General features: G+C 40.3%; 17 protein-coding genes. 5 read left to right on the top strand and 12 right to left on the bottom strand.

The window, feature by feature from the left end; all coding sequences use genetic code 11:
- The first annotated feature begins 82 nt into the window (after positions 1–82).
- Positions 83–1972, top strand: coding sequence for an acyltransferase family protein (locus ISG33_RS01955; protein ID WP_195731885.1), 1890 nt, complete (start codon positions 83–85; stop codon positions 1970–1972).
- On the opposite strand, the gene ISG33_RS01950 is transcribed toward ISG33_RS01955, so the two are convergent.
- From ISG33_RS01950 to ISG33_RS01935, 4 genes are all read right to left on the bottom strand, one after another.
- A complete protein-coding gene (locus ISG33_RS01950; RefSeq protein WP_195731884.1) occupies positions 1969–2874 on the bottom strand; it encodes a hypothetical protein in 906 nt (301 codons plus the stop codon). The genes ISG33_RS01955 and ISG33_RS01950 overlap by 4 nt on opposite strands.
- Positions 2875–2943: 69 nt before the next feature.
- On the bottom strand, positions 2944–4335 hold the full coding sequence (locus tag ISG33_RS01945; protein ID WP_195731883.1) for an MBOAT family O-acyltransferase: 1392 nt from the start codon (positions 4333–4335) through the stop codon (positions 2944–2946).
- Entirely contained in the window at positions 4332–5003 is a 672-nt protein-coding gene (locus tag ISG33_RS01940) for a GDSL-type esterase/lipase family protein (protein WP_195731882.1), read from the bottom strand. Before ISG33_RS01940 ends, ISG33_RS01945 begins: the two co-directional genes overlap by 4 nt.
- A 188-nt stretch (positions 5004–5191) precedes the next feature.
- Complete coding sequence (locus tag ISG33_RS01935) at positions 5192–6298, bottom strand: glycosyltransferase family 4 protein (RefSeq protein WP_195731881.1); 1107 nt, start codon at positions 6296–6298, stop codon at positions 5192–5194.
- 143 nt (positions 6299–6441) lie between these two features.
- On the opposite strand from ISG33_RS01935, the gene ISG33_RS01930 reads away from it, so the two are divergent.
- Positions 6442–7509 (top strand): polysaccharide pyruvyl transferase family protein, encoded by a 1068-nt coding sequence (locus ISG33_RS01930; RefSeq protein WP_195731880.1) that lies wholly within the window; start codon positions 6442–6444, stop codon positions 7507–7509.
- 21 nt (positions 7510–7530) lie between these two features.
- Here the strand turns inward: ISG33_RS01930 and ISG33_RS01925 are convergent, their stop codons facing one another.
- The 5 genes from ISG33_RS01925 to ISG33_RS01905 form a co-directional block, all read right to left on the bottom strand.
- Complete coding sequence (locus ISG33_RS01925; protein WP_195731879.1) at positions 7531–9015, bottom strand: oligosaccharide flippase family protein; 1485 nt, start codon at positions 9013–9015, stop codon at positions 7531–7533.
- Between the two features lie 51 nt (positions 9016–9066).
- Complete coding sequence (locus tag ISG33_RS01920; protein ID WP_195731878.1) at positions 9067–10380, bottom strand: O-antigen ligase family protein; 1314 nt, start codon at positions 10378–10380, stop codon at positions 9067–9069.
- Positions 10381–10394: 14 nt separating this feature from the next.
- The gene (locus ISG33_RS01915; RefSeq protein ID WP_195731877.1) at positions 10395–11522 is read right to left on the bottom strand and encodes a glycosyltransferase; all 1128 of its coding nucleotides are present in this window, start codon (positions 11520–11522) and stop codon (positions 10395–10397) included.
- Position 11523: 1 nt separating this feature from the next.
- Positions 11524–13428: an asparagine synthase (glutamine-hydrolyzing) gene (asnB, locus tag ISG33_RS01910; protein WP_195731876.1), complete on the bottom strand. Its 1905-nt coding sequence runs from the start codon at positions 13426–13428 to the stop codon at positions 11524–11526.
- A 185-nt stretch (positions 13429–13613) separates the two neighbouring features.
- Positions 13614–17420: an acyltransferase family protein gene (locus tag ISG33_RS01905; RefSeq protein ID WP_195731875.1), complete on the bottom strand. Its 3807-nt coding sequence runs from the start codon at positions 17418–17420 to the stop codon at positions 13614–13616.
- A gap of 152 nt (positions 17421–17572) precedes the next feature.
- On the opposite strand from ISG33_RS01905, the gene ISG33_RS01900 reads away from it, so the two are divergent.
- Both ISG33_RS01900 and ISG33_RS01895 read left to right on the top strand, forming a co-directional pair.
- Entirely contained in the window at positions 17573–18778 is a 1206-nt protein-coding gene (locus ISG33_RS01900; protein ID WP_195731874.1) for a TIGR03087 family PEP-CTERM/XrtA system glycosyltransferase, read from the top strand.
- An 86-nt stretch (positions 18779–18864) separates the two neighbouring features.
- Positions 18865–19353, top strand: a complete 489-nt coding sequence (locus tag ISG33_RS01895; protein ID WP_370545290.1) for an acyltransferase — start codon at positions 18865–18867, stop codon at positions 19351–19353.
- Positions 19354–19404: 51 nt separating this feature from the next.
- Here ISG33_RS01895 and xrtA read toward each other — a convergent pair whose 3' ends face one another.
- From xrtA to ISG33_RS01880, 3 genes are read right to left on the bottom strand one after another with little or no spacing between them, the layout of a single operon-like run.
- Positions 19405–20925: an exosortase A gene (gene xrtA, locus ISG33_RS01890; protein WP_195731872.1), complete on the bottom strand. Its 1521-nt coding sequence runs from the start codon at positions 20923–20925 to the stop codon at positions 19405–19407.
- Entirely contained in the window at positions 20906–21763 is an 858-nt protein-coding gene (locus ISG33_RS01885) for an XrtA system polysaccharide deacetylase (RefSeq protein ID WP_195731871.1), read from the bottom strand. Before ISG33_RS01885 ends, xrtA begins: the two co-directional genes overlap by 20 nt.
- A gap of 2 nt (positions 21764–21765) precedes the next feature.
- Complete coding sequence (locus ISG33_RS01880; protein WP_195731870.1) at positions 21766–23178, bottom strand: TIGR03013 family XrtA/PEP-CTERM system glycosyltransferase; 1413 nt, start codon at positions 23176–23178, stop codon at positions 21766–21768.
- 227 nt (positions 23179–23405) lie between these two features.
- Here ISG33_RS01880 and ISG33_RS01875 point away from each other — a divergent pair, with 227 nt between their 5' ends.
- On the top strand, positions 23406–24035 hold the full coding sequence (locus tag ISG33_RS01875; protein WP_195731869.1) for an XrtA/PEP-CTERM system exopolysaccharide export protein: 630 nt from the start codon (positions 23406–23408) through the stop codon (positions 24033–24035).
- Positions 24036–24046 lie beyond the last annotated feature (11 nt).

Below are 24046 nucleotides of genomic sequence, written 5' to 3'. Positions count from 1 at the left end.
AGCGTAGCAAATCGCGTGTCTTATTTTGCCTTAGTTAACTTTTAAACCTATAATCTGCGAATTCAATTTTAAGCGGTTTTGTATGGAATTTCGCAAGGACATTAACGGACTCAGAGCCTGGGCCGTAATTGCAGTAGTAATATATCACTTCGACTCCAGATTTTTGCCAGGTGGTTTCGCTGGGGTGGATGTATTTTTTGTAATTTCGGGCTTCTTGATGACAAGTATCATCTTTACAGCAATCGATACAAATACTTTTTCTTTAACAAAATTTTACAGAGCCCGAGCACTCCGTATTATTCCCGCACTAGCCTTTTTGTGCTTAGTGCTTCTAATATTAGGCCCTCTGTTCTTATCACCTGACGACTACAAATCACTAGGAAAACACGCTGCAGGTAGTATTAGTTTTTTGTCCAACTTTATATTTTGGCAAGAGGCTGGTTACTTTGATGCCTCTTCAAAAGAAAAGTGGTTGCTTCATACTTGGTCTTTAGCTGTTGAATGGCAGTTCTATGTACTTTATCCAATACTAATCATTAGCTTGAGACGCTTTTTCTCGCTATCGCAAACGAAGTTTGTAATTGTTGGTCTCACAATATTGAGTTTGAGTTATAGTGCTGTAGCTTCTCAGTTTTGGCCATCTTCATCGTATTATTTATTATCAACAAGAGCTTGGGAGCTGATGTTCGGCGGTATTGCTTTTCTATATCCTATGCATGTCAAAACTTCAACAAAATCGAAACTAGAGCTACTTGGTTTCGTAATGATATTCATCTCTTATTTTGCAATATCTGAAGACAATTACTGGCCTGGGTACTTGGCATTATGTCCAGTAGTTGGCGCATTCCTTATTATTCAGGCTAGACAAGCTAATAGTATTTTAAATAACAGTTTCATTATTCAAAAAATAGGCACGTGGTCTTATTCAATTTATCTATGGCATTGGCCCATCGTAGTTCTATTTTTTTACTTTTCTCTGAGCTCAATTTTTACTCTAGCCGGTATTGTACTATCGCTTGCTCTTGGATATTTGAGCCATCACTTTATAGAAAGAAAGAACTTTAACACTAATATATCCTCACCTATCGATTTCATATATTTTAAGCCTCTGTTAATGAGTATCGCAGTTATCGTGGTAGGCGCAGTTGTATTTGTCAATGCAGGTTTTAGTGAACTCCGAAACAAACAATATCAGTCATTAATAGCCGGGGCCGTGTCAAGCCCAATGAGAGAGAAGTGCCATAAACACTCCTATGCAGCGCCAAGTGAATCATGCACATATTTCGGGAATAATATATCTTGGGCAGTTTTTGGGGATAGCCATGCGACAGAATTGTCTTATTCTATGGCTAAAAGGTTAGAGCCCGAACAGGTCGGCGTAAAACACATGAGTTTCTCGGGTTGCGCTACTTCATACAAGATCTCTCATACTGTTGATGACTGCACTCGCTGGTACAACGATGCAGTAGCGTACCTATTAAGCAGTGACAATATAACAAACATAGTAGTAAACCATCGATTCACCCGTCAACTTCTTGGGGGCGATGGTTCCGATTACCCTGAATTAGTTAACGAACCTATGACAGCTCAATCCAAAGAAAGGCTATTGAACTTCGAAAAGATGATTAAGCTTCTTTCAAGTCAAAAAGATAACATTTTTGTGGTTTATCCCTTTCCCGAATTACCAAGACATGTAGGTCAATTAATCAGCAGAGAGAACTTATTTGGATCAGACATATCGAACGTTAGAGGTACTAGCTTACAATGGTATACGGAACGAAACCAAAAAATAATCGAGCATTTTAAAAATACGAAATACCCGGACAATGTACATTTCATTGATGCGACTAGTATATTTTGTGATGAGATATTTTGCTACGCAGTAAGAAATAACGAAACACTCTATTTCGATTCGAATCACCCATCAACCATTGCAACGGATAAAATTGTTAAACTAATAACCCTGGACTAACCATCACTATCCAGCAAACCAAGTGTTCGCAGATACCCCGTAAACTTGGCTGCCCCTTGTTTATTTAAATGATCGCCATCTAGATAATCATCATTGTCTAATTCAAAAGAAGAAAAATCATAGTAGCTTGAATTAGGGTACTGTAATACTAAGTTATCTATAAGCCCTACAAATTCTTTTTTAATGTTCGGAGGAGTTAAACTTCTAAAATAGGGGTGCATGGGTGTTGTAATAACAGTTACCTTTACATCGTACTCTTCCGATAAGCTAAATAACCGCCTGATTGATTCAACGCCAATCTTCGAACTTCTAATCGAGCTATTCTCGCCAACATAGTAGAAGTTAGACTTTTCCAGCTGTCTACTCTCTTCAATATGATTCCCATCAAGAGACTCAACACCACCCCAAAACGCATAGTCGCTATGCGTAAATTGACTTGTATAATAATTAAGTGTCACTTTTAAGTCTGACATGTAACTGAACGGGACGCCTAGTTTGAATTTAGAAATTCCTATAACGTAGTCAAGGCTATACTTGTTGATAAATGGGTCGTTTGTTTCGTCGATTAGGAAAAAATAATCCATCACGAACTTCCTAGAACCTGAACTATTACTAAAGATATGTTCGTCAGCATACTTACCAATATGAATTGGCGAGATAGCCACCACGAGATGATCAATATCTTCGTTATTTGTGAGCAACATCTTGCTCTTGTAGTAACTAAAAAAAAGAGGCTCACCAGATTTGGCTAGGTTAGTTATCTGCTTCAGTGCCGCAGTGTCTATGGCTGTAGCAGAATGGGACGCTCCAACGACGATAGTCGATACATCCGGCAACTTAAAATTGTCAGTATTATAAACCGGCTTTATCACTACAAAATAGTTAACTATGCTAGAAATCAAAGCGAACGTTAATAATAAGACTACGGTTAACGATATCCATTTTTTATAATGTTTCATATGACTACCAAATTAGAACTGAAAATACAAAAAACCTCTTACATAGCTCATATTCAAAAATGACGCTAATAGTAACAAGGAAGTAGATATCGCATAAATGTAACTTGGCTTAAACGATTTGACCATAGCATTGCTATTAGGGAAAAAAAGTACCAGCCCCATTCCCACGAGAAGGTATAGGGGTTGCAATGTTGCCAATTGGATCGTGTTCGCAAAATCAGAAAAGGAAAACATTTTTAGAAGGACGTGTGCGGCATCATCGAAATCATTAGCCACAAATAAAACTCTGGTACTAATTACTCCGATAAATGTCAACGTCCAAGCGATTGGAAACGCGAGGCTCCTATTTGCGCGGATCATCATGTGTGACATGATAACAAAAGCACCATTAATGATACCCCACAAAACAAACGTCCATCCCGCCCCGTGCCAAAAGCCTGACACGAAAAAGGTCACGAACAGAGCAAAATAAAAATTAAGGCTACCTTTAGTCTTATCGTATACATTTCTAAATATATAGTCGCCTAAGAACTTGGACAGAGTCATGTGCCAACGCCTCCAGTAGTCAGCAAAATTTCTAGCTTTGTAAGGAGAATTAAAGTTTATAGGTAGGGCTATTCCGAAAATCATGCCTAACCCAATAGCCATATCAGCATACCCTGATAAATCAAAATAATATGACAGCGTATAACTTAATGAAGCAACCCAACTTTCGATGCTATTTAACTCACCTGCAACATCAAAGGCTTTTTGCGCCCATTCAGAGAGTGGATCGGCTATCAAAAGCTTTTTAGCGCAACCAATAGCAAAAAGAAAGATACCAGGGCTGATTCGACTCAGATCTGGTGCCGACTTTTTGAGTCCCTGATATTGCGGCACTACGTCTTTATGATGAACTATGGGACCAACAATCAACTGCGGAAAGAAAGTAATGAACAACAAATAGTCTGTCGGTGCGTAGCCTTTTGTCTCCCCCTTGTATGAGTCAACGAGAAAAGCGATTAACTGAAAAGTAAAAAACGAAATACCAATTGGTAAAATAATATTTTGGTATTCGATAGGATGCTCTATAAAGATATTTATATTAAAAAGAACAAAGTCAGTATATTTGTAATAGCCAAGAAGCGCTAGGTTAAGACTGATTGCTATCCAAAGTAGCATCAATCTCTGCATCTTCGATTTATTAATAGCTTTTGATAGACCTATACCAAAGAAATAATTCAGAATAACTGCAATAACAAAAACAATAAAAAAGTCACCACTTCCGTAAGCGTAAAATACTAATGAAGCAATAATTAAAACTATCTTAGATAATTGTATTCGTCCAAAGTACAACGATGCCGAATATAACGAAAAAACGATTGGTAAAAATAATAGAATAAAAGTAAAGGTCGAAAAAATCATCTACTGACATCACCACTTAATTTCGATATGGCATTGCGTAACTCTTCTTCCCACACTCTATATCCGAGAGGGTTTAGATGTATTCCGTCTTTCTCAAAATATTGAGAAGTATTGAGTAAAAATGCAGCTTCCAAATCCACAAATTTACACTTATCACGAGATTTACAGGTCATTTGTAAAAAGTCGTTATATTGAGATATTCGAGAAGTTAAGTCTTTGCATAATCGCGTCGTCGGTGATGGCTGTAGAGAAGAAATAACCATTGGGCTAGCTTCGAAAACTCTCATAATGTTTTTGAACTTTTCTGCCTTATATTCAAAATCACTGTTGCACAAGTCATTGAATCCCGCACCCAAGACAACCAACTGATATTGGTCTACAAGCTCATAACTCTCCAATCTAGCTTCTAAGTCAGCCAGAGTTTCTCCGCCAATGCCAAGGTTTAAAGCTCTATTTACCACTCTACTAACGTCTAATGCCTGAATCGAGGAACTGCCTAAAAATAGAGCACTCTCATCATCAGCATTTCTTACCTTTCGTGCGTAATGGGCGTTGGTAATCCTTTCGAAACTCGACTGAGGATGTTCACAATTACACTGGTAAAAATATAGATAGAGTGATGTTAAACAAAAAAGTGGGATTAATAAGAGTAATAATATTTTTTTCAAAAGCTGGTCAAATTGTATAGTTATGATCCATATGGTATCCAATGTATTAGGATCAATCAAAAGATTATCAAAGAATTAAAAGTACAGACGTAATCATGCCAACTACTTTGAGTTGACTTTCTCTTTATCTAATTGAACTACCCAAACAGTTTCTCTGCATATCTTTATAGCTGAAATATGTCCCTAACTCACGTCTCATCCTTGCGATAAATTGTACTGAGGAAATCGTTTCGAATCTTAAACGAAAATTTCTCTGACGCCTTTTTTCGTGCATTGCTACCCAGATTTTGTCTTAACTGTTCATCATCTACCAATAATGAAATAGAATCGATTAGCTTTGACTTAAGAAAGTCAGAAAAATCCGCTGGAATTTCATCAATACAGTAACCCGTTAAACTTTTAATATAAGCTTGGTCGTTAAGCGGTAAAAGAAGGCCTGTCACATTGTTTTCAATCATTTCAGGAATGGCAAATACGTCGCTTGCGATTATTGGCAACCCTTTTGCCATGGCTTCTAAGATGGCATAACCGAAACTCTCTTGAAATGTAGGACATAAGAATATGTCAGCATTTTCAAAATGCTCATCGAATAATTCTTCTCTGGTAACAAATTGGAGGTTGATATTTTCGTCGCTATCTATGATCTCCAAATATTTTTCTTTATAAAGCTCTGATTGAAAATGTTTGTCACGATCAGCACATATACTTAGAGAGATGTTAGGATATTTTTGCTTAAGCTCAACAAACGCATCGATAACTTCTTTCCCACCTTTACGGAAAAATTCTCCGACGAATATTAAATTAATTGTGGAAGCATCTCGTCTCTGTGAACCATTTGAACGAGAGTATTCTTGTACTGCTGGATATAATACATCGGCTCTTATTTTTTTTGACTTTAATAATGGGTACTCATCCAATGTCTTCAACCCTGCCTCACTTTTAAAGAACAAGCCCAAAAAATTTTTGCGAGAAAACAAATAACGCAATATTAAGGCTCTAAATATCCTTGGGGTTGGAACTCCAAAAATATTAAATGCCATAGCACTAGCGGTATCTGCTGGTGTATATATCCATGGCTTCGACGTAAGAATAGGAAACAATGGCGCCTCAACAAAATCGACGTCGTCGTCAATATAACGATTCAATACACCTTTAGCAGGGCTTCTGAATATATGATTACTCCAAACATCCTTAGGCTCTAATTTCTGGTAACTAATTCCTTCCGGAGGAGATTTTACAGACTCTTGTGCTATACCATGTAGCTCTGTAACCCCTACTTTTAGCTCTTTCTTCATTGAGACTATTGTCCTATTTTCATATATTGATGAGATCCTACTATTTACAAAATAAGCAACGCATAAAAGTCACGACAAAACTTTTGTTTGACTCCTTTGATGTTATCATACACTCAAGCACATATTAATTAGCAAGACTTAAAGTGAACAAAGAAAACATATTTATATTCGATATAGTAACTGCTTTTGGTAATAACGGCGATCTTCTCATAAATAAAGCGTTAATAAATACACTCAAAAAATATGGAAAAGTAAAAGTCGTTTCATCTCATTTACCGGCTTCATTTTTGAAGGAGCTACACTTAAATGACGAAGAACAAATCCATAGCTTTTTAGGGTGCGTTTTAGACAATATATTTAAAAATAGAGTTTTCAAGGTAGGTATTCCTGGACATAGTTTGGAGAGCCAACCTGAATATATTTCAGGCTTTTTGCAATGCATCAAAACAGCTTTTCTTCGTTACGTGCTTCGTGTCAGATTCTTGCGTGTGGGTACATCCTTTGGACCAATACCTTCATTTAAACTAAGTGTTGAAAGATTTAAGTCAAAAATGTATGAACTCTATGGTTTGCGAGACAACGAATCAGTCAAAATGTGCAACTCGTCATCAATGAAGTATTTCCCTGACCTCGCTTTTTTGTCGACTGACATAGTGGAAACAAATCTCAATCCTGCTGACAACGATATTTGTTTTTTATCATTTAGGTCGAAGTTTCCCGATGCAGAAACAAGCTCAGATTATTTACAAAAGATCACGAGTAAAATAACTAGTTTTTTAGAAAATTCTTCTTTTCGAAAGGTCGTAATAGGTTATCAAGTAGTTGAAGATAAAGAAACTTCTTTAGAGATCTTCAACTCGTTATCCGGCCTTCAAGGTATCGAAGTAGTTAACGTTGAAGACATGCTAGATTTGAAGGAAATAAATGAGATTATCTCTAAATCTTCATTAGTCATCTCCAATAGATTACATGTGCTGCTACCAGCCTTGATATCTGGTATTCCCCACGTTGCACTTACCGATATACGATTGCACAAAAAAATTAAATCTCTGTATGAAACTATTGGTGCAGGCTTCGTCCTGCAGGATGTGACTGATGAGGCCAACATAGAGATTTCAAGCTATAATTGCAAAAAAGGACTATTGGAATTATCGAAACAACAAAAGAATATCGCGAATGAAATCCTCGATAAAACCTTATCAAAGTTATAGTAGAACCTGACAATAGCCCTACTAGGCTTTAAACAATCTATTAGAAATAGGTTGAATGGCCCTATTAAAAAGTGATTTTAGGTAGAAACACTCCTCGTACGATTTGAATACGAGCAAATATCCAAGTACTAACTGTAAGCCATATAATATAGATACCGATAGAGAACTTAGACATAAATTTATGAATGCATTACTAGTGTAATTAGCTACACCAAAAAAGTCGACCACTGCCACAGAACACCACGCACAGAAACCTATCGCGAACATGGCACTTATGAGCTTACCAAAGTGAATTATGCTTGTATAACGGAGAGATACATAGACGAGCAACATGAAAATAGTGAGAACCTCAAGCCATATTCGAATTTTCGCAAATTCAATTATGTTATCGAAACCCGAAAATATTAGAATGGTATATATAACAACGAACGAAACGACCTCATAAATCAAAAGATGATTGGGTTTATCAAAGACGATAAGCGTTTTCGAGCATTGAAGGCTTAACACGGTAGTTGTAACTAAAACGCAGAAAACCCCCATCAACTCAGAAAACTCCAACCAATTTTCTCCAAGCAACACTTGAGTTGTTAATTCATGAAAAACTAAGACAAAAAATGATAATGGGGCAGCAACAATAAGTGCCAGAATGAACGAAGCATTAAATATTTTTGAAAATTCTTTTACATTTGATGAAGCTTTTCGTAATTCGACTAGAAGTGGTTGAGTCAATGGAATCATAAGGTGTGACGTAGGTATAAACGCAATATACTTCATTGTGTGATAGGAACCCAACTGAGCTTGACCAAAGTATGTGGCCGTTAGAAATGTATCAAGCTGAGTTCTAAAAAAGCCCAAAATGGATTGAGGCAACATCCAAATTGAAAACATCCACTGCTTTTTTGCTTTAACCAACTCAAACTTTGGTAGGTAAGGGTAAATCAAATAGTATCCCACCAGCATACTCAGTCTATTGATGGCATGACCTATGACGAGTGCCCAATAACTTTGGTACAACAGAGCTATTGACACTGCACTAATTACAGCTAAAACCTTCCCAGAAAGCGTTACTTTTACTATCTTTGCATACTCTTGATTTCTTTTCAGATAAATGATCCCAGGATTTTGAAAAGACTCACTCAAGAAAATTATTGCTAGACCTAAAACAACGCCTTGAATCCTATCGTCTTCGAAAACCCCATTGATAACAAAAGATAATCCAACAACAATCAACGTCAGAATTGTACGTAGTAGAAAATTAATAGAAAAAGCGGTATTTACATCTTGATCTGTTATCTTTTTTTCTCGGAGAAGATACTGCGAAGCGCCTATACTAGAGATCACTTCGAAGAAGCCAATGAATAACGTCCCGACAGCAACAATACCAAAGTCCTCAGGTAACAGAACTCTAGCTAAAATTAATGTACTAACTAGACCTACCAGTTTGTTAAGAAGAGACTCCCCAACTAAAATAACACTGCTTAGGATGCCTTTTTTTAACGCACTCATAATAATCTCAATTCAAAGTAACTCAAATACACTAGAAAACTTCCCTATTCATCATTTTGATAAATCTTCATTTGAGTTTTTTAGTACGTAAAGATTGTAAACAACTGCAGTGAACAAAACGAACCAATACAGTATTTCGGCTCTAAATCGATTTAAAAAAGTCATACTCACGATAAAGCACAATAATCCAGCTCCAATTGCAATAACGCGGGCTAACTCGTCAGGCCTATTAGAGGCCGATAAACATCTAGCACTTCGCTTCAAAGTAATAAAACTATAATACAACATACCAACAAACGACATTAAGCCCAGGTATCCTATCTCGGTTAATACCTCAAACCAAGTTGAATGTACCGCACGGTTTCTACTTTTCCCTGTGTCGACATTACTAGGAATATATTGATTTGCGTAATATATAAACGCTGAAGCGCCGCCACCAAAGGGGTGATCTTTTGCCATATCTATAGCAGCAAGCCAAAAATAAACACGCGTGGACCCTGACTCTTTTTGCTGAGCACTTTCTATGTCTTGAGTTTTTATAGTTGACATTCGGCTCCAAAAAGCTGAATCAGTGACAATAATTAAACCCAAAATAGCGGCTACAACGAGCGCGATTACACCTTTGCGTTGATGTTTTTTTCTTGCTTTAGTAAAGAATAAAAATACTAAAAATATTCCTCCCCCAATCACGAGCCCTAAGAAAGCGCCTCTGCTACCAAGTTGCACCAACGCGTTTCCAAGATAAATACCCACAACTCCATATAACGCGCGGGACAGTATATTTGGTCGACTCCAAAAATAATATAAAGCTATGATTATTGCCGGCGCTATGGCTGCTCCGATACCATTTGCATCAGGGGCATCAACCATACCTGCCCCTTCAAACCTACCATTTTTAACCCTTCCAAACTGAGAAATGTAGTAGCCCATGTAGCCCGAAAAAATTACGTAGCCTTTCATAATAATGTCAAGATGCTTTGTGGTATTAACCTGTTTAAACACTACCAACACGAGTATTGTCACTGTGATAAGAGCATCAAGTGCAATCATATGTGTATCGGGAAAGACTGCGTAGAACTGTGCGCAAAAATAGAGAAAAGCAGTGAAAACCATAAATCTAAACTGTGGAATCTTACTTATTTTATTTTCAGACAAACTCGACCATTTCAGCAGCGTAATTAACAATAAAGACAAAACAATATAAAATGAATAGCGCAAATCAGGAATGTATGCCGACCACCATTTAGTAGGAGGGTTGAAAAAATAATAAGCCTGATATAACACGAATATGTAAACTGAGCCTTGCCGAAAAGCCATAAATATTGTGTAGAGAAAAGTCGATACAAAAATTAGCGCACTTAACATTGATAGACTTTACCTTAACTATTCAAAGTCGAATTTTGTGGTCGGAAAATAGTTTCGTACGTTTTTGTCATAACTCTAACAAAGAAAAACTCTTCAAATCTGCTCGTTGATTTAGTTGAAAAACTCTCTCTTAATTCAACGTTAGACAGAACCGTAGTGACCGCGTCAGAAAACGCCAGTTTTGAGTCATTACTTACAACAACACCACTTACTGAATCACAAACAACCTCCCCATTCCCACCAGCGTCTGTGACGACACAAGGCACACCAACCGACATGGCCTCAAGTAAGGTCATTGATGTCCCCTCACTCAAAGACGACAACAAAAATATATCAAACAACTGAATATGCTTGCCTGGCTTTGTTATGTAGCCTGTAAAAATGACTTTGTCCGTAATACCTAGCTCTTTTACTTGGCTCTGAAGTGCGTCCATTAGCTCACCATCACCAACGATGATCAAGCTAGTGTTCGGCTGCTCTTTCAATACCTCGCTAAACGCATCAATCATCATTTTTTGATTTTTAATGGGATCAAGACGCGCAACGGTGCCAAGGATCATATCCTCATCAGGGATCTTTAAGGAGCTTCGTAGCGTTTTCAATGCTTCAGGCGAAGCTTTTGGTAAGGGCTCAATACCGTTGTAAATTACTTCTATGTTCTTTTCTTTCAAAAACTCAAAATCAACCAGAGCTTGTTTTGTGGCTTTGGATATTGCGGTGATATGGGCAGTAAAGAAAGCCAAGACGGGATTTATAAAGCGTCGTTTCCAAGAACTTGAATCAGGGTAAAAACGCCCATGCTCTGTAAAAATCACTTTAGCTTTCAAACCAATAGCAGCAAGCACACCGTAAACCCAAGGCGTGTATTGATGGCAATGCAATACATCAATATTTTGCTCTTTAACTACTTTGCGAATAGCGCCGATAAGCGATGTATCAAATCCATCTTTTCTATTTTGTGAGTGAATGGGAATACCGTTTTGTTGTAATTCTTCCCCCCAAGGCCCCAGCGGCTCTTCAATGCAAAATATTTGCATGTCGAGTTTGGTAGTGTCCGAACCTTCAATAATGTTCTTAATCACCATTTCGGTGCCGCCTATGCGCATGTCGTAGGTTACATGAAGTACTTTTGTTTTTATCATACTAGTTCATGTACCTATGCCACCACATTTCGAACATAAGCATCGACCAAAGCACCGTGCTGTGATCACCTTTATCTGTCTGGTGCTCATTCCACAAGCGTTTCACTTCACTAATGTCGAATATTTCACCCAAACCTTTTACGTCGTTGATCAAATAACGTTCGGCAATATCCTTAATTTCCTCGCGGAACCATTGTGCAAGGGGAACAGAAAAACCCATTTTTTTGCGATACAAAATATCGTCACTTAAGTAAGGCTTAAACGCTTCTTTTAGAATGTATTTTTTCTCTTTGCCTCTATATTTCATGTCAGACTGCAGTGTCGCTGAAAACTCAATCACTTCTTTGTCTAATATAGGTGCCCTCACCTCAAGTGAATTTGCCATACTCATTCGGTCAACCTTCACCAAAATACCGCCTGTAAGATAGGTTTTCATATCGGTATATAAAATTTTACCCAAATGGTCGCTGGCATCTGCTTCGTTGTACTTATCAAGTGTTAAGCTAGACGGGTGATAGCTGGCTAAGGCCTCATTAGTCTTTGTATTTACCAATGACTGCCACTCACGGTCAGTTATAAAGCTGTTGGTAATATAAAAACCCATTGCTGGGCTCACACTTAAGCTTGTTAGCAGGCTAGCCGCCTTTTTGAATGGCCCTACTCTCACTTTATTGCAAAAAGTAGCAAGTGGTGGGAACAACTGCGTTCGCATCCACTCGGGGAATTTTGCTCGAAGTTTGTTTTCAACATCGTCTACAGCATACTTTTCGTAGCCTGCAAAAACCTCATCACCGCCATCACCTGCAATGGTTACCGTTACCTCTTGCCTTGCTAGCTCCGACACGAAAAACGTCGGTACGAGCGATGGGTCGGCAAAGGGTTCATCAAAATAACTCACGATATTTTCTAGTGCATCTGCCACATTTTGATGCACCATCAGTTCATGGTGCTCGGTGTTATATTGTTTGGCTACCGCTTCTGCAAATTGAGCTTCATTATATTTTTTATTGTCGAAGGCAATTGTGCAGGTTTTTATAGGGGTTTCCGACAAACCAGCCATAGTGGCAACAACGCCGCTTGAGTCAACACCACCGCTTAAGAAGGCACCTAGAGGCACATCACTTATCATTCTGCGTTTTGTGCATTGCTTAATGAGTTCTCTGAGCTTATCGATTGACTCTTTTTCAGAGTCGGTAGTTTTATTGGCGAAGCTTAAGGTCCAATACTCTTCAATTTCAATCTTGTTATTTTTAACAAGCATGAAATGGGCTGGAGGCAGTTTATGAACGTGCTGAAATATACTTTTTGGGTCGGGAATGTACTGATAGGCAAAAAAGTCGTGTACTGCATCGAGTCGCAGTTCTTTCTTAATATCAGGCAATGCTAGTAATGCTTTTATTTCAGATGCAAAAGCAAAGCGCGATACCTCACCGCTGCTATCGGTGTCATTTTCCAAGTAGTAATACAAGGGCTTTTTGCCTAAGCGGTCGCGAGCTATAAACAGCGTGTTGTCGCGCTTATCCCACAGTGCAAAAGCAAACATACCGTTTAGCAGCGATAAGCACTGTGTTCCCAGCTTTTCGTAAAGACGAATAATGACTTCGGTGTCAGTACTTGAGCGGAAGCTCACACCTTCGCTAATTAATGACTCTCTCAACTCTAAAAAATTATAAATTTCGCCATTAAAAACAATAACAATGTTGCTATCGTCTGAGTACATGGGCTGATTGCCCGCTTCCGACAGATCCAGAATACTTAAACGCCTATGGCATAAACCTATAGTGTCATCAAGGTAGGTACCGCTGGCATCAGGCCCGCGATGCGCAATCGCCTCGCCCATCGCAAGCAAATGTTCTTTTGTTAAATCTCTACCGTTTTCGGTAAGAAAGCCAGCTATTCCACACATTCAAAAAACCTTAAGACTAATATATTTTTTACGTTAGCCTTTAAAGCTAAACAGAGCACTTTCCTTGGTGCTCTCGCAAGTTACTGCAAGCTCGTTCAAGCCACAGCGAGCGTAATGTGTGAAGAATAAACGCATGCGCTTAGCCATGCAATAACTAAATAGCTAATGCTAGGCTTATACTGCAATTAAAATTCGATAAAAATAGGATTTGAATATGCACTTAACCTATCGCCATCGTTCGACTCCAAAGAAACTCTTGAACGAAGATAGCAATGCTTGCTTTTTTGGCTTGACGCACTAATGGGAAGTAACAAGCTCATGCTTTCTTCCTTTGGTGCCAGTAGTTTGGAATTTACCTTAGCGCTCTCGCTACCGCAGTTCGTGATAATGTCGCTACGGAAGTACTCGTTTTGATATTGCTCTGCTACTTTCACTCGAAGCTTCACTTCTAACACATCTTTGGCACCATTTAGCTGCAAGCTGCCACCGTGAAAGGCTGTAAGCTTTGACTCGCCGGCACTCACAGAAAAACGGTAATCATCAAGTATCTTGCCGTGGTCGGCCCAAAATGTACCGGCTTTTAGGCCTTGAATAATGCCTTCGTAAGAATGCGATGGCACACTTACGTGTATGCGAGAAAAGGCACAAGGTGGGAAATCCATACTGTCATTATGATAATCAGAAGAGGCAATGGCACCCCAAATATGCATACCTTCCGATAACAAACGATCCCAAGTACCACCAACTACAGCAACAAACGGGTCCCAACGGTCGATAGCTTTGATATTGGTTTCATACGAGCCTATTTCCACCTTATTTTGATGGCCAGGTGCACCTGCAACGGCTTTAATATGCTGAAAGTCTTTATTCCAAATTTGAATATCAGAATAGTTTTCATCACCGTTTTCATTCAAGTCTTTTCGACTTGGGTGATTGTAAATTGCGATAGTGTGTCTGCTCGCCTTAGGCACTGCTTGAATAGCATTAAGTACCGACAAGTCCCATTCGGGTTTTTCAAGCTCTTCTACTTTTGTTAGCGCAGCCATAGTGGCATTGATCACATCATCTTCGAAGCTAGGCGTAGTGATCACATTAACGTGTTCGCGCTGGAAATAAGAAGGCATGCCCACTTCTAGCCCTGCAAAAATTTTCATTACAGGGTACTTTTCTCGTACTTTTTCTATTTCTGCCAATTTCTCCAACGAGAAGTTTTTTAATGCATCGGTATGGTCGGTGATTGCGAAAGCGTCACACCCTCCCAAATAAGCGAGTTCGGCAAGTTCTTCAATTGATTTGGACCCGTCAGAATGGGTGGAGTGTGTATGATGGTCGAATATAAGCGGTTTAGCGGTTGAACCCGCCCAATAGGCTTGTTCAACTTTTATTTCGGGCCTTGAAAATACTGAGATATAAACAACTACAGAGAGCAATGCAATAACACATATACTCACTAATGCTGGAGATAAACGTTTGTGTTTCATGGTTTTTCTTCTTATTTTATCGCTGTTGTCTGCTGCCAGTGTTTGCTTTGCTGTTGATGTGACTTGCTCGTTACTTTCCACATTAACAAGCTTTTCAAGGGCTTTGTTGGGCTGCTGCTTGAAATGAGCAATAACAGGGCGCTCAATGAGTTTGTACGCGGCATACGACACCACCAACGTTAGTATCAAGCTGAGTAAAAAGAAGAGCATGCTCTGGTTTTGTACATCAGCACCGGCCAACTCAATAACTTGCTTTACCGCTTTTTGTATAGGGTAATGAAATAAATAAATACCGTATGACAGTAGGCCCATCCAGCGCAGTATCCACGTTTCAAGAATAGCACTTGCTAGGCGTGTTTTTGCCACCGAAAGTACCATAATGGCGAGCAAAATAGGTATGAAAGGAAAATTATAACGCCCAAAATCCCATTGAAAATCGTCATCTGCGCTGGTCGCCAAAATCAAAAACACGAATAAACAGCTTCCCCAAAATGAGAGCTCGGCGAGCTTACTTTTGCTTTTGGTGAAGAAGTTTGCACTGAGTACACCTAGCAAAAAGTGTGGCAGATGAGCAAAGAGAGAATAAGTAAGCGATTGCCCTTCTGCCGATTGAATATCGATGCCCAAAGGCCAAATAAGGGGAACAATAATGGGCCATTCTGAGTGCAGAGCCATCTTTTGCATGAACGCACGATAAGCAATATAAATTAAGGGAATAGCAAGGCTTAACAAAATTACAGCAATACCACGTTTTAGTTTTAACAATATTAAAAATATAAAAGGAAGCAAAAGGTAAAACTGAAACTCAACCGCTAAGGTCCAAAACGGCGGATTCAAACTCATTACCTGATAGTCTTTTAGATTATGCAAAAACAACAGATGAGAAAAAATATTGTTAACACCAGCATCGGGGCCACTAAAACCTTTTAATGCTAATAGGCCAAACAAACAGGCATAATACAAAGGAATAATACGCGCGGCACGGTTAATAAAGTAAGCTTTAATGCTGGGTCGCTTTTCATCTTTAAATGCCTGCCAAAACGGCATAGACAGCAAAAACCCACTGAGAATAAAAAACAGACCAACACCTGTGTTGCCGTTAATCATCCAACGTTCGAAATCAATAGGCCCAAAGCTGCCACCCACCCCAGAAAACTGTTGAAAGTGAACCATAAAAACTGCAAAAGCCGCGATCGCTCGCAAACCGTCCAAGCCTTCAATGTAGTTTTTATGGCTTGATAGTCGACTAGGCACTATTTGCCCTGGACCGTGAGCCGAGGCTTGGGCTTGCGCTTGTGTTTCATCATTAAGCGCCCCTAGCTCGCTAGTATGTTGCTGCACGTTTACATCAGCAGTATCAGTCACTTGCGCTAAGGTCTTAGCATTTAGCCATTTAAAGATCGCGAAACCGACCATGGCGGCCAAAAATATGTCGGTACTTTCGGCAATTGAATTATCAACTCGCATTTGTAGCAATTCAGCAAACAATACCACTGCAGCGCAGATTAACATTGCTTTTATTAAGTGCTTGTAATGCAAATACAACAGCCAAATAGCGCCACCATAGAAAACCAATTTTTTCGCAAAAGCCACGATATTTAGTAGCAAATTACCGTTCATCGAGCCACTAAAAGGTAGCCACTTAAATGCTGTTATATTGTCGCTAATTTCAAAGGGATATAAGCCATTGGCAATAATGCTAGCCAACAATAGAACGGCAAGGGTTAAGGCATTCAATACAGATTTGTTTTTTGACTTAATTACCTGCCAAAACACCGACCAAATTAACAAAGCAATGATTACCGCAACCAACGATGCCAAATTAATATTATTCGCAATAATAAAGAATTTGGCCGCGAGCACCGTAGCTGCAACAATGCTCAATCGACGCATATTTACCCACACTGGCAAGGCCACATGAAGGAGATAGAAGGCCACCAACCAGAACACCGTATTCTCAAAAGTCCAGTACCAGTCAATGCTTGGCTTCTGCAACAACGATTTTATGTTTTGCTTTAAAATATCAAAATCAATGGAGGGGGCAAATGGCGCTAATTCAAGCAAAATGATCGCGCAAGCTAACATTAGTGATATCTGCTTTACCTTGTCTAGCTTCTGAAAAGAGCCAACAAACTCGAAGCGCAAGCTGGAATGCAAAAGCAAACCAATAACATAGCCCACCATATTCCAAATAGCGTCGCCACCCCACGGTTTTCTATCAAGTGTGAACAATTGAAGAGCCTGAATGCCATAGGCAAAAGCAAACACAGCGATAAACAGCAGGCCAAGCTGAAAAGCCGAGTTAACACGAGGAAAAGCACCGCGAATAAACATGCCCATAGGCACGAATAGAACGATATTGGCGATAAGATCGGTTAAGCCAGTTTGCCTAACATCAAAATTAAGCAATGCAGCGAGTGCAGCTTCTGAAACAGGTTTTATTTCTATACTAAACGGGTAAAGCGACCCGTAGATAATAAGAAACGCGATTATTGCCAGTATTGATTTCATTTTATTGCGTGGCTAAAAGCATGGCTTTTGCACTTTCCTTGTCGGTTCAGTCATTCGCAATCACTGCGCTACTAGTAAGTTACAATTTGTGTAGTACAATGGCAACAGGAAGTTAACTCTCTACATTGATTGTAACCACAGCGAGATAGCATTTGAAAATTTTAGTAATTGCGCATCGAGTGCCTTATCCGCCCAATAAAGGCGAGAAACTGCGCACCTTCCACCAACTTGAGCATCTTGTTGAACTCGGCCACTCCATTTCACTGATTGCTCCGCTGCATCAAGCAAGCGATGAAAACGATGCAATAGGCTTAACGAAAGCACTTGGCATAAAAGTGCAAACCTGTGCTTTATCGAATAAATATCTGCGCTTTGCAAAGGCGCTGCTAACTGGGCGCTCATTAAGTGAGGCTAACTTTGTTTCACCAGCTGTTTCAGCGTTAATAAACGCAGAAGTGAAAGACTTTGCACCAAACACAATTCTTGTCTCTGCTTCATCACTTATTCCCTATGTTAGCAACAAAGGTAGTGCAAGGTATTCTGCCAATATCCTCACCGATTTTATGGATGTAGACTCCAACAAATGGCAGCAATATCAAGCCAAGTCAGGCTTTCCAATGGCCATGGTTTACAAACGAGAAGCCAAATTAATTAAAGCACTAGAAGTTGAAGCCGCCCATGTATCGAGCGAATGCTATTTGATTGCGCAAGCCGAAGTTGATCTATTCAAAAGCGAGGTTAGTGCCATCGGCAACATTCGGGTGTTGGCCAATGGCATGAACACAGACGTATTTAAAGCCAAACCCGAGCTGATTAACCACCAACAGCCTAGCTTATTATTTACTGGTGTCATGGATTACAAACCAAACATCGATGCAGTGCTGTGGTTTGTAGAAAATTGTTGGTCACAGGTCAGCGATGCATTCCCATCGGCTGAGCTAGTGATCGCGGGCATGAACCCCAGCCCAGCAATTCAAAAACTCACCAGTAAAGGCAACATTAAGGTAACCGGCTTTGTCGACGACATTATGCCCTACTTTCAAGCTGCAAGCGTTTTTGTGGCGCCATTTCAAATAGCTCGTGGTGTACAAAACAAAGTATTGCAAGCCATGGCTTGCGAAATTCCAGTGGTGAGCACAGAGCGCGGCATAGAAGGCATAGTGCATAAAAATGGCGATGATGTGTTACTAGCAAAAGATGCTAAGGAATTCACTGCCCACTGCATTGCATTGCTCAATGATCAGGCTATGGCACAAGAAATAGGAGGTAAGGCTAGGCAGACGATAGTAGATCACTATGCATGGCCAGAAGTGTTAAAACCACTAACTGAACAGCTGAGCGGAGATCACAAGTTATGAAGAGCGCCCTAAAAGCAGTGTTCTTTTTCATTTTTGCCCTTTTAGCCTTGCCCTTCACGCTTCTTTACTTTTTGCTATGCGTAATAATGAATAAATCAGACGCGTTAGCTTCATTGAGTCAAAGTTTGAGTTTGGTACCTGGTAAATTTGGTGTGTATCTAAGGAGCGGCTTTTATCGCTTCACTTTAGAAAGCTATGCCGTGAATGCGGTGGTTGGTTTTGGTACGCTATTTTCACAACAACAAATATCTATCGCCAGCGGAGTCTATATTGGCCCACAAGGCAACATTGGTATGTGTAACATCGAGCGCGATTGTTTGTTGGGAAGCGCTGTACACATAATGAGTGGCGCAAAACAGCATAATTTCGACGACCCTAACACGCCATTAAGAGACCAAGGTGGTGAATTCACCAAAGTGACTATCGGCGAGAACACATGGGTAGGAAATGGTGCCTTAATCATGGCCGACATAGGCAAAAACTGCGTAGTAGCAGCAGGCTCAGTAGTTACCAAGCCAGTCGCAGATGGGTGTATAGTGGGTGGCAACCCAGCCAAGGTACTTAAAACGCGTTAGCTGTTCAAACATTTAGCGATTAAAAGTGAGGCATCGTTGTAGCTGGTTAGTCTATTTGCGCTGATTGAATGCGCTGACTAATGCAGTCGCTGCCATATCAAGCTCTTTCAATGTACTTTTTTCATCTGAGCTATCGCCAGACATCGCAAAGAACACACCGTCATAGGGTTTACCTTGCAGCTTCAACCATACTTGATACAGTTTCGCTTTTTTGTTGTCGGTGAATAGTAAACCATCAATAACATAAAAATAGTTCACTTTAATTCGGCTACCGTTGCCAGAACGCAAGGTAATTTGGTTCGCGCTATTTCCACTGTCCAAACCCACCTTTTGCCGACCCGCTAAGCTCCATCGCTTCTCACCAAATATCTTATTTTGTGCGCTGATGAGTTCGCCATCGCTACCGTCGTAATAAGCTAAAAAATACACAATTTGCTGTTCTTCGGCGATGCCTTTCATCAGGCCAGTGTTAAATTCGGTATAGCTCGCCTTTTGAAACTCGGGTTGCCAAGTACCTAGCCTATTACCTTCGCTAACACTGCTAATAGGTAAATCGAAAATAGGATAAGGAGGCGTGTTTTGCGACGCAGAATTCAATGCTTGCGTTTTCACAATGCCAAGTACCAAAATGAGCAACACTATCGACATTTTCGCGATGGTTAGCGTCGATTTTTCACCATGGCTATTGTTGTCGATATTCCCCGTAGCGGGTATTTGTGCTGTTGCACTGCTAGGCAAGCGTTTGGCCTCGAACCGCCTTACAAGCTCGCCGATACCTAATAAGCACACAATCACAAAAGCAAAGAAAAACCAACCGTAAATCAAATGATCAGCGCCAACAGCATGTTCCATATCTGAAGCGTAGCCGATAACGATAATGCCAAAAACTCGAATGGCATTCGCAATTATTGGAAATAGAATCGACAACAGCACGAAGAAAATCCGCGTACGTTTCAACTTCAAATTCATATAGCTATATAAGTTACCTAACACCACGGAAGCAATCAGAAAGCTTACTCCTGAGCATGCTTCAGCAACTAAGAATCGGCCTTGTGGGATCTCAAGGAAAAGGCCAGAGCGATAAAGCGGAATGCCTGTCCACGACACCATGATAACCGATAAATCAGCCGTTATTTCTTGTAGGAAGGGAATAAACTCCTCACCAAAGGGGATGGCAAACAGCATAAAATACAGAGGAAAAATTAATTGATAAGTAATTTTGTTGCCAAGATAAAACCATATCAAGGTGGGTAGCAAAGCGAAAAGTGCAGCATGTTGGAAAAGTTGTATATCGCCTGCAATGCCAACAAGGTATAGCAGTACTTGCAGAACTATAAGTGGTAAGGCGTAAAAAGATAGGCTTCGGTTTAACCAATCAACCTCGTTGCGCTTTTCCCAAATAAGATAAATGCTAACAGGAATCACAAAAAAGCAGTGATTGAATATTTCAGAGATATACCAAATTTTAACCGCCGATACTAAGCCCTGTAAACTAAAGCCTAGCCAAAAGCAGAATAGAACGAGGCCTAGGCCCCATAGCTTCGTGTTACTCTTACTTTCTACCATTACCATCAATTACATCCTTGTAAGTATCGTACATCGAGCCCCATTTATAATCGCTCATGAGCATTTTGAGCTTCTTTTCCATTACATGAAGATTCACATAGTGGCGAAGTTTTGATTTAAACGGAGCGCCTTCCACGCGAGGTTGCTGGGGATCAATTTCCCAAGGATGGAAGTAAAAATTATAAGCTTCGTTAGTGCTTTGCATGTATTTTTGTATTCTGCGCTTTGAAAGCCAATATGGATATAGGCGAAAGTAACCGCCGCCGCCAATGCCGGTATTTTTGTCGTTGGCTCTCAAAGTAGGCACCGGAATTTCAACAATACCTTCTTTTCGCACATGCTTAAACCGTGGCCAGTCTGGCACACCATAAAGATCGTGCTCTATCGGATAGGTGCTAGACGAATACTTAAAGCCTAACTCAACCAATACATCGAACACCCACTCATTGCTCTTATCAATCGAAAAGCTCGGCGCTCGATAACCCAAGAGCGCTTTTCCCGAGGCCTGTTCTAACTTATCTTTACTAATACGAATATCTTCGAAGACTTCTTCGCGCGTCATCAAGGTAGTGCGTTTATGGTTCGAACCATGGCTTCCAAGCTCATGACCTTCATCTACAATACGCTTGACAACATCGGGGCAATGCTCAGCTACCCAACCAAGGGTGAAAAAGGTTGCTTTGATGTTATGTTCATTAAACAAGTCGATTAAGCGATGGGTATTGTCGCCAACTCTAGGCGAGATACTGCTCCAGTCAGATGGTGATATCACCGACTCAAAGGCAGACACATGAAAGTAGTCTTCAACATCTACCGTCATGGCATTAAGGCGCGTGTCGCTCATGATTAGCGCCCCTTTCCGAAGATCACAACTTCAACCGTGCGGATGAGGATCAAGATATCGAGCAACATGCTTTGATGCTTTACGTAATACAAATCGAATTTCAGCTTTTCCAATGAATCTTTCACGCTCGCACCGTAGGGGTAATTAAGTTGAGCCCAGCCAGCCAGGCCAGGCTTAACGTTATGTCTTTGATTGTAGTAAGGCACTTCTTTCACAAGTTGCTGCACAAATTGCGGACGCTCGGGTCGAGGGCCGATAAAAGACATTTCGCCTTTCAAGACATTGAGCAACTGCGGTAACTCATCTATACGATATTTGCGGATGAAATTACCGATAGACGTTACTCGGTTATCGTTTTTAGTTGCCCACTTTGCACCGTCTTTTTCAGCATCGGGACGCATACTTCTAAACTTAAGTATGTTAAACAATTTGCCATCTTTGCCCACGCGTTCCTGTTTATAAAATACCGATGCACCGGTTCTGAAACCGTCGTCGATGTAGATAACCATGGCGGTGATAAGCATGATTGGCCACACAAAAAACATGACAAAACCGGCCAGCACAATATTCAACAAATGGTCGATAGATTCGCGCAGGTAATTTTGTGAGTGAAAGCCATTTGAATAAATTACCCAACTTGGGTACATCAAATCGACGACTATTTGTCCGCGCTCTCTTTCCATGAAATCGAGCAAGTCAGTTACTTCAATGCCACGTAATCTGCAGTCGAACAATACCGACACTGGCAAGGTTCCTCGGCGCTGATCACAAGCTACAATGACTTCTTCAATATCATTATCGAGCAAGAACTGTTTAAAACCGTCATCTACTTTTACGTGAATGATTTTCTCTCTTTGCACGCCGTTAGCTCGGTCATCGCCAGGAATAGGCACAAAGCCAACTAATTCGAAGCCTAGTCGATCGACGTCGCGGCGCATTCTATTTTCGATGATGGACGCTCTCATGCCAGCCCCAAGCACCAATATTCTGGAGCTGCTTAGGCCCATCAATCCCAATCGGTTGGTGAAGTAGCGGAAGAAAACGATAGTCACAATGTTGAAGCACACTGCCATCGGCAAGAAATAATGGTGTGTGTTGAGTTCACTAAGAAGCACAGTAGTCACGATTTCGACGACAAAATAGCTCAAAACTAAGCTCACAAATATACGTCGAATGATGCCTCGAAATGTTTCGCGAAGCTTAGTTTCATATAAGCCCACAGACAGTGAGCATACTAAAATAGCAAGCACCAACAGAAAAATGTTGAGAACGAGTGCTTCGCTGTTTGGTTTTGGAATGAGTTGAAGGCTAACCAGCACAAAGCTGGCGATGTAACTCACATAGGAGATGAGTACAGCTTCGGTGAGAACTAATGCGGTTGAGCGCTTGTTTTGACGTTTGTTGGACGAAGCCATATTTCCCTTTACGATCTATCTTAAAAAACTCTTGTTTTAGACGTATGATAATTAATCTAATTAAGTTAAACTTCATAAACTTTCGCTCAGCATTATAGTAGGTTTAGCGCTCGGGTAAATGACTCATTTGTTATTTATGATAAACTAGCGCGAATTTTCGTTGAAAACATGCTGAAAGAATCCATATTTTGAGCCAAATTAGTAATACTTGTGAAGGAACTTTAGGGATGATAAAAGCGCGACAAATAGGTATCACTGCACTACTTATTGCTACCTTCGTAATTTCCGCATGCAGCGTAAACAAATTGCCAGAAGCCACCACTCGAGCTTCACTCACCAGCAATGTAAACGATTACCAATATTTAATTGGCCCTGGCGATAATTTAACCATTTTCGTTTGGCGGAACCCAGAAATATCCGGCAATTTTGTTGTGCGCCCCGATGGTAAAGTTACCACGTCATTAGTCGAAGATATCGAAGTCGCAGGCAGAACGCCCACCATGCTCGCTAGGCAATTAGAAGAGCAACTTTCTACTTATATCAACAACCCGCGCGTTACCGTGAGCGTTGGCCGCTTTAATGGCCCCTTCAGTGAACAGGTGAGAGTAATTGGTGAAGCGACAAACCCGAAAGCAATAAACTATACACAAAACATGACCTTGCTCGACTTGATGATTGCGGTTGGCGGGCTAACAGAATTTGCTAGTGGCAATAACGCAAAGCTTGTGCGCGTAGTTGACGGCAAACAGACCACCTTCGAAATAAAAGTAGAAGACTTAATTAAGGACGGCGACATTAGGGAAAATGTCGACATGCTCCCCGGCGATATTGTGATTATTCCAGAAGCCTGGTTTTAGTCTTAACCTAG

The organism is Marinibium conchae, from assembly GCF_015595035.1.
GTDB lineage: Bacteria > Pseudomonadota > Gammaproteobacteria > Enterobacterales > Alteromonadaceae > Glaciecola.
This window is presented reverse-complemented; position numbering and strand designations above follow the sequence as displayed.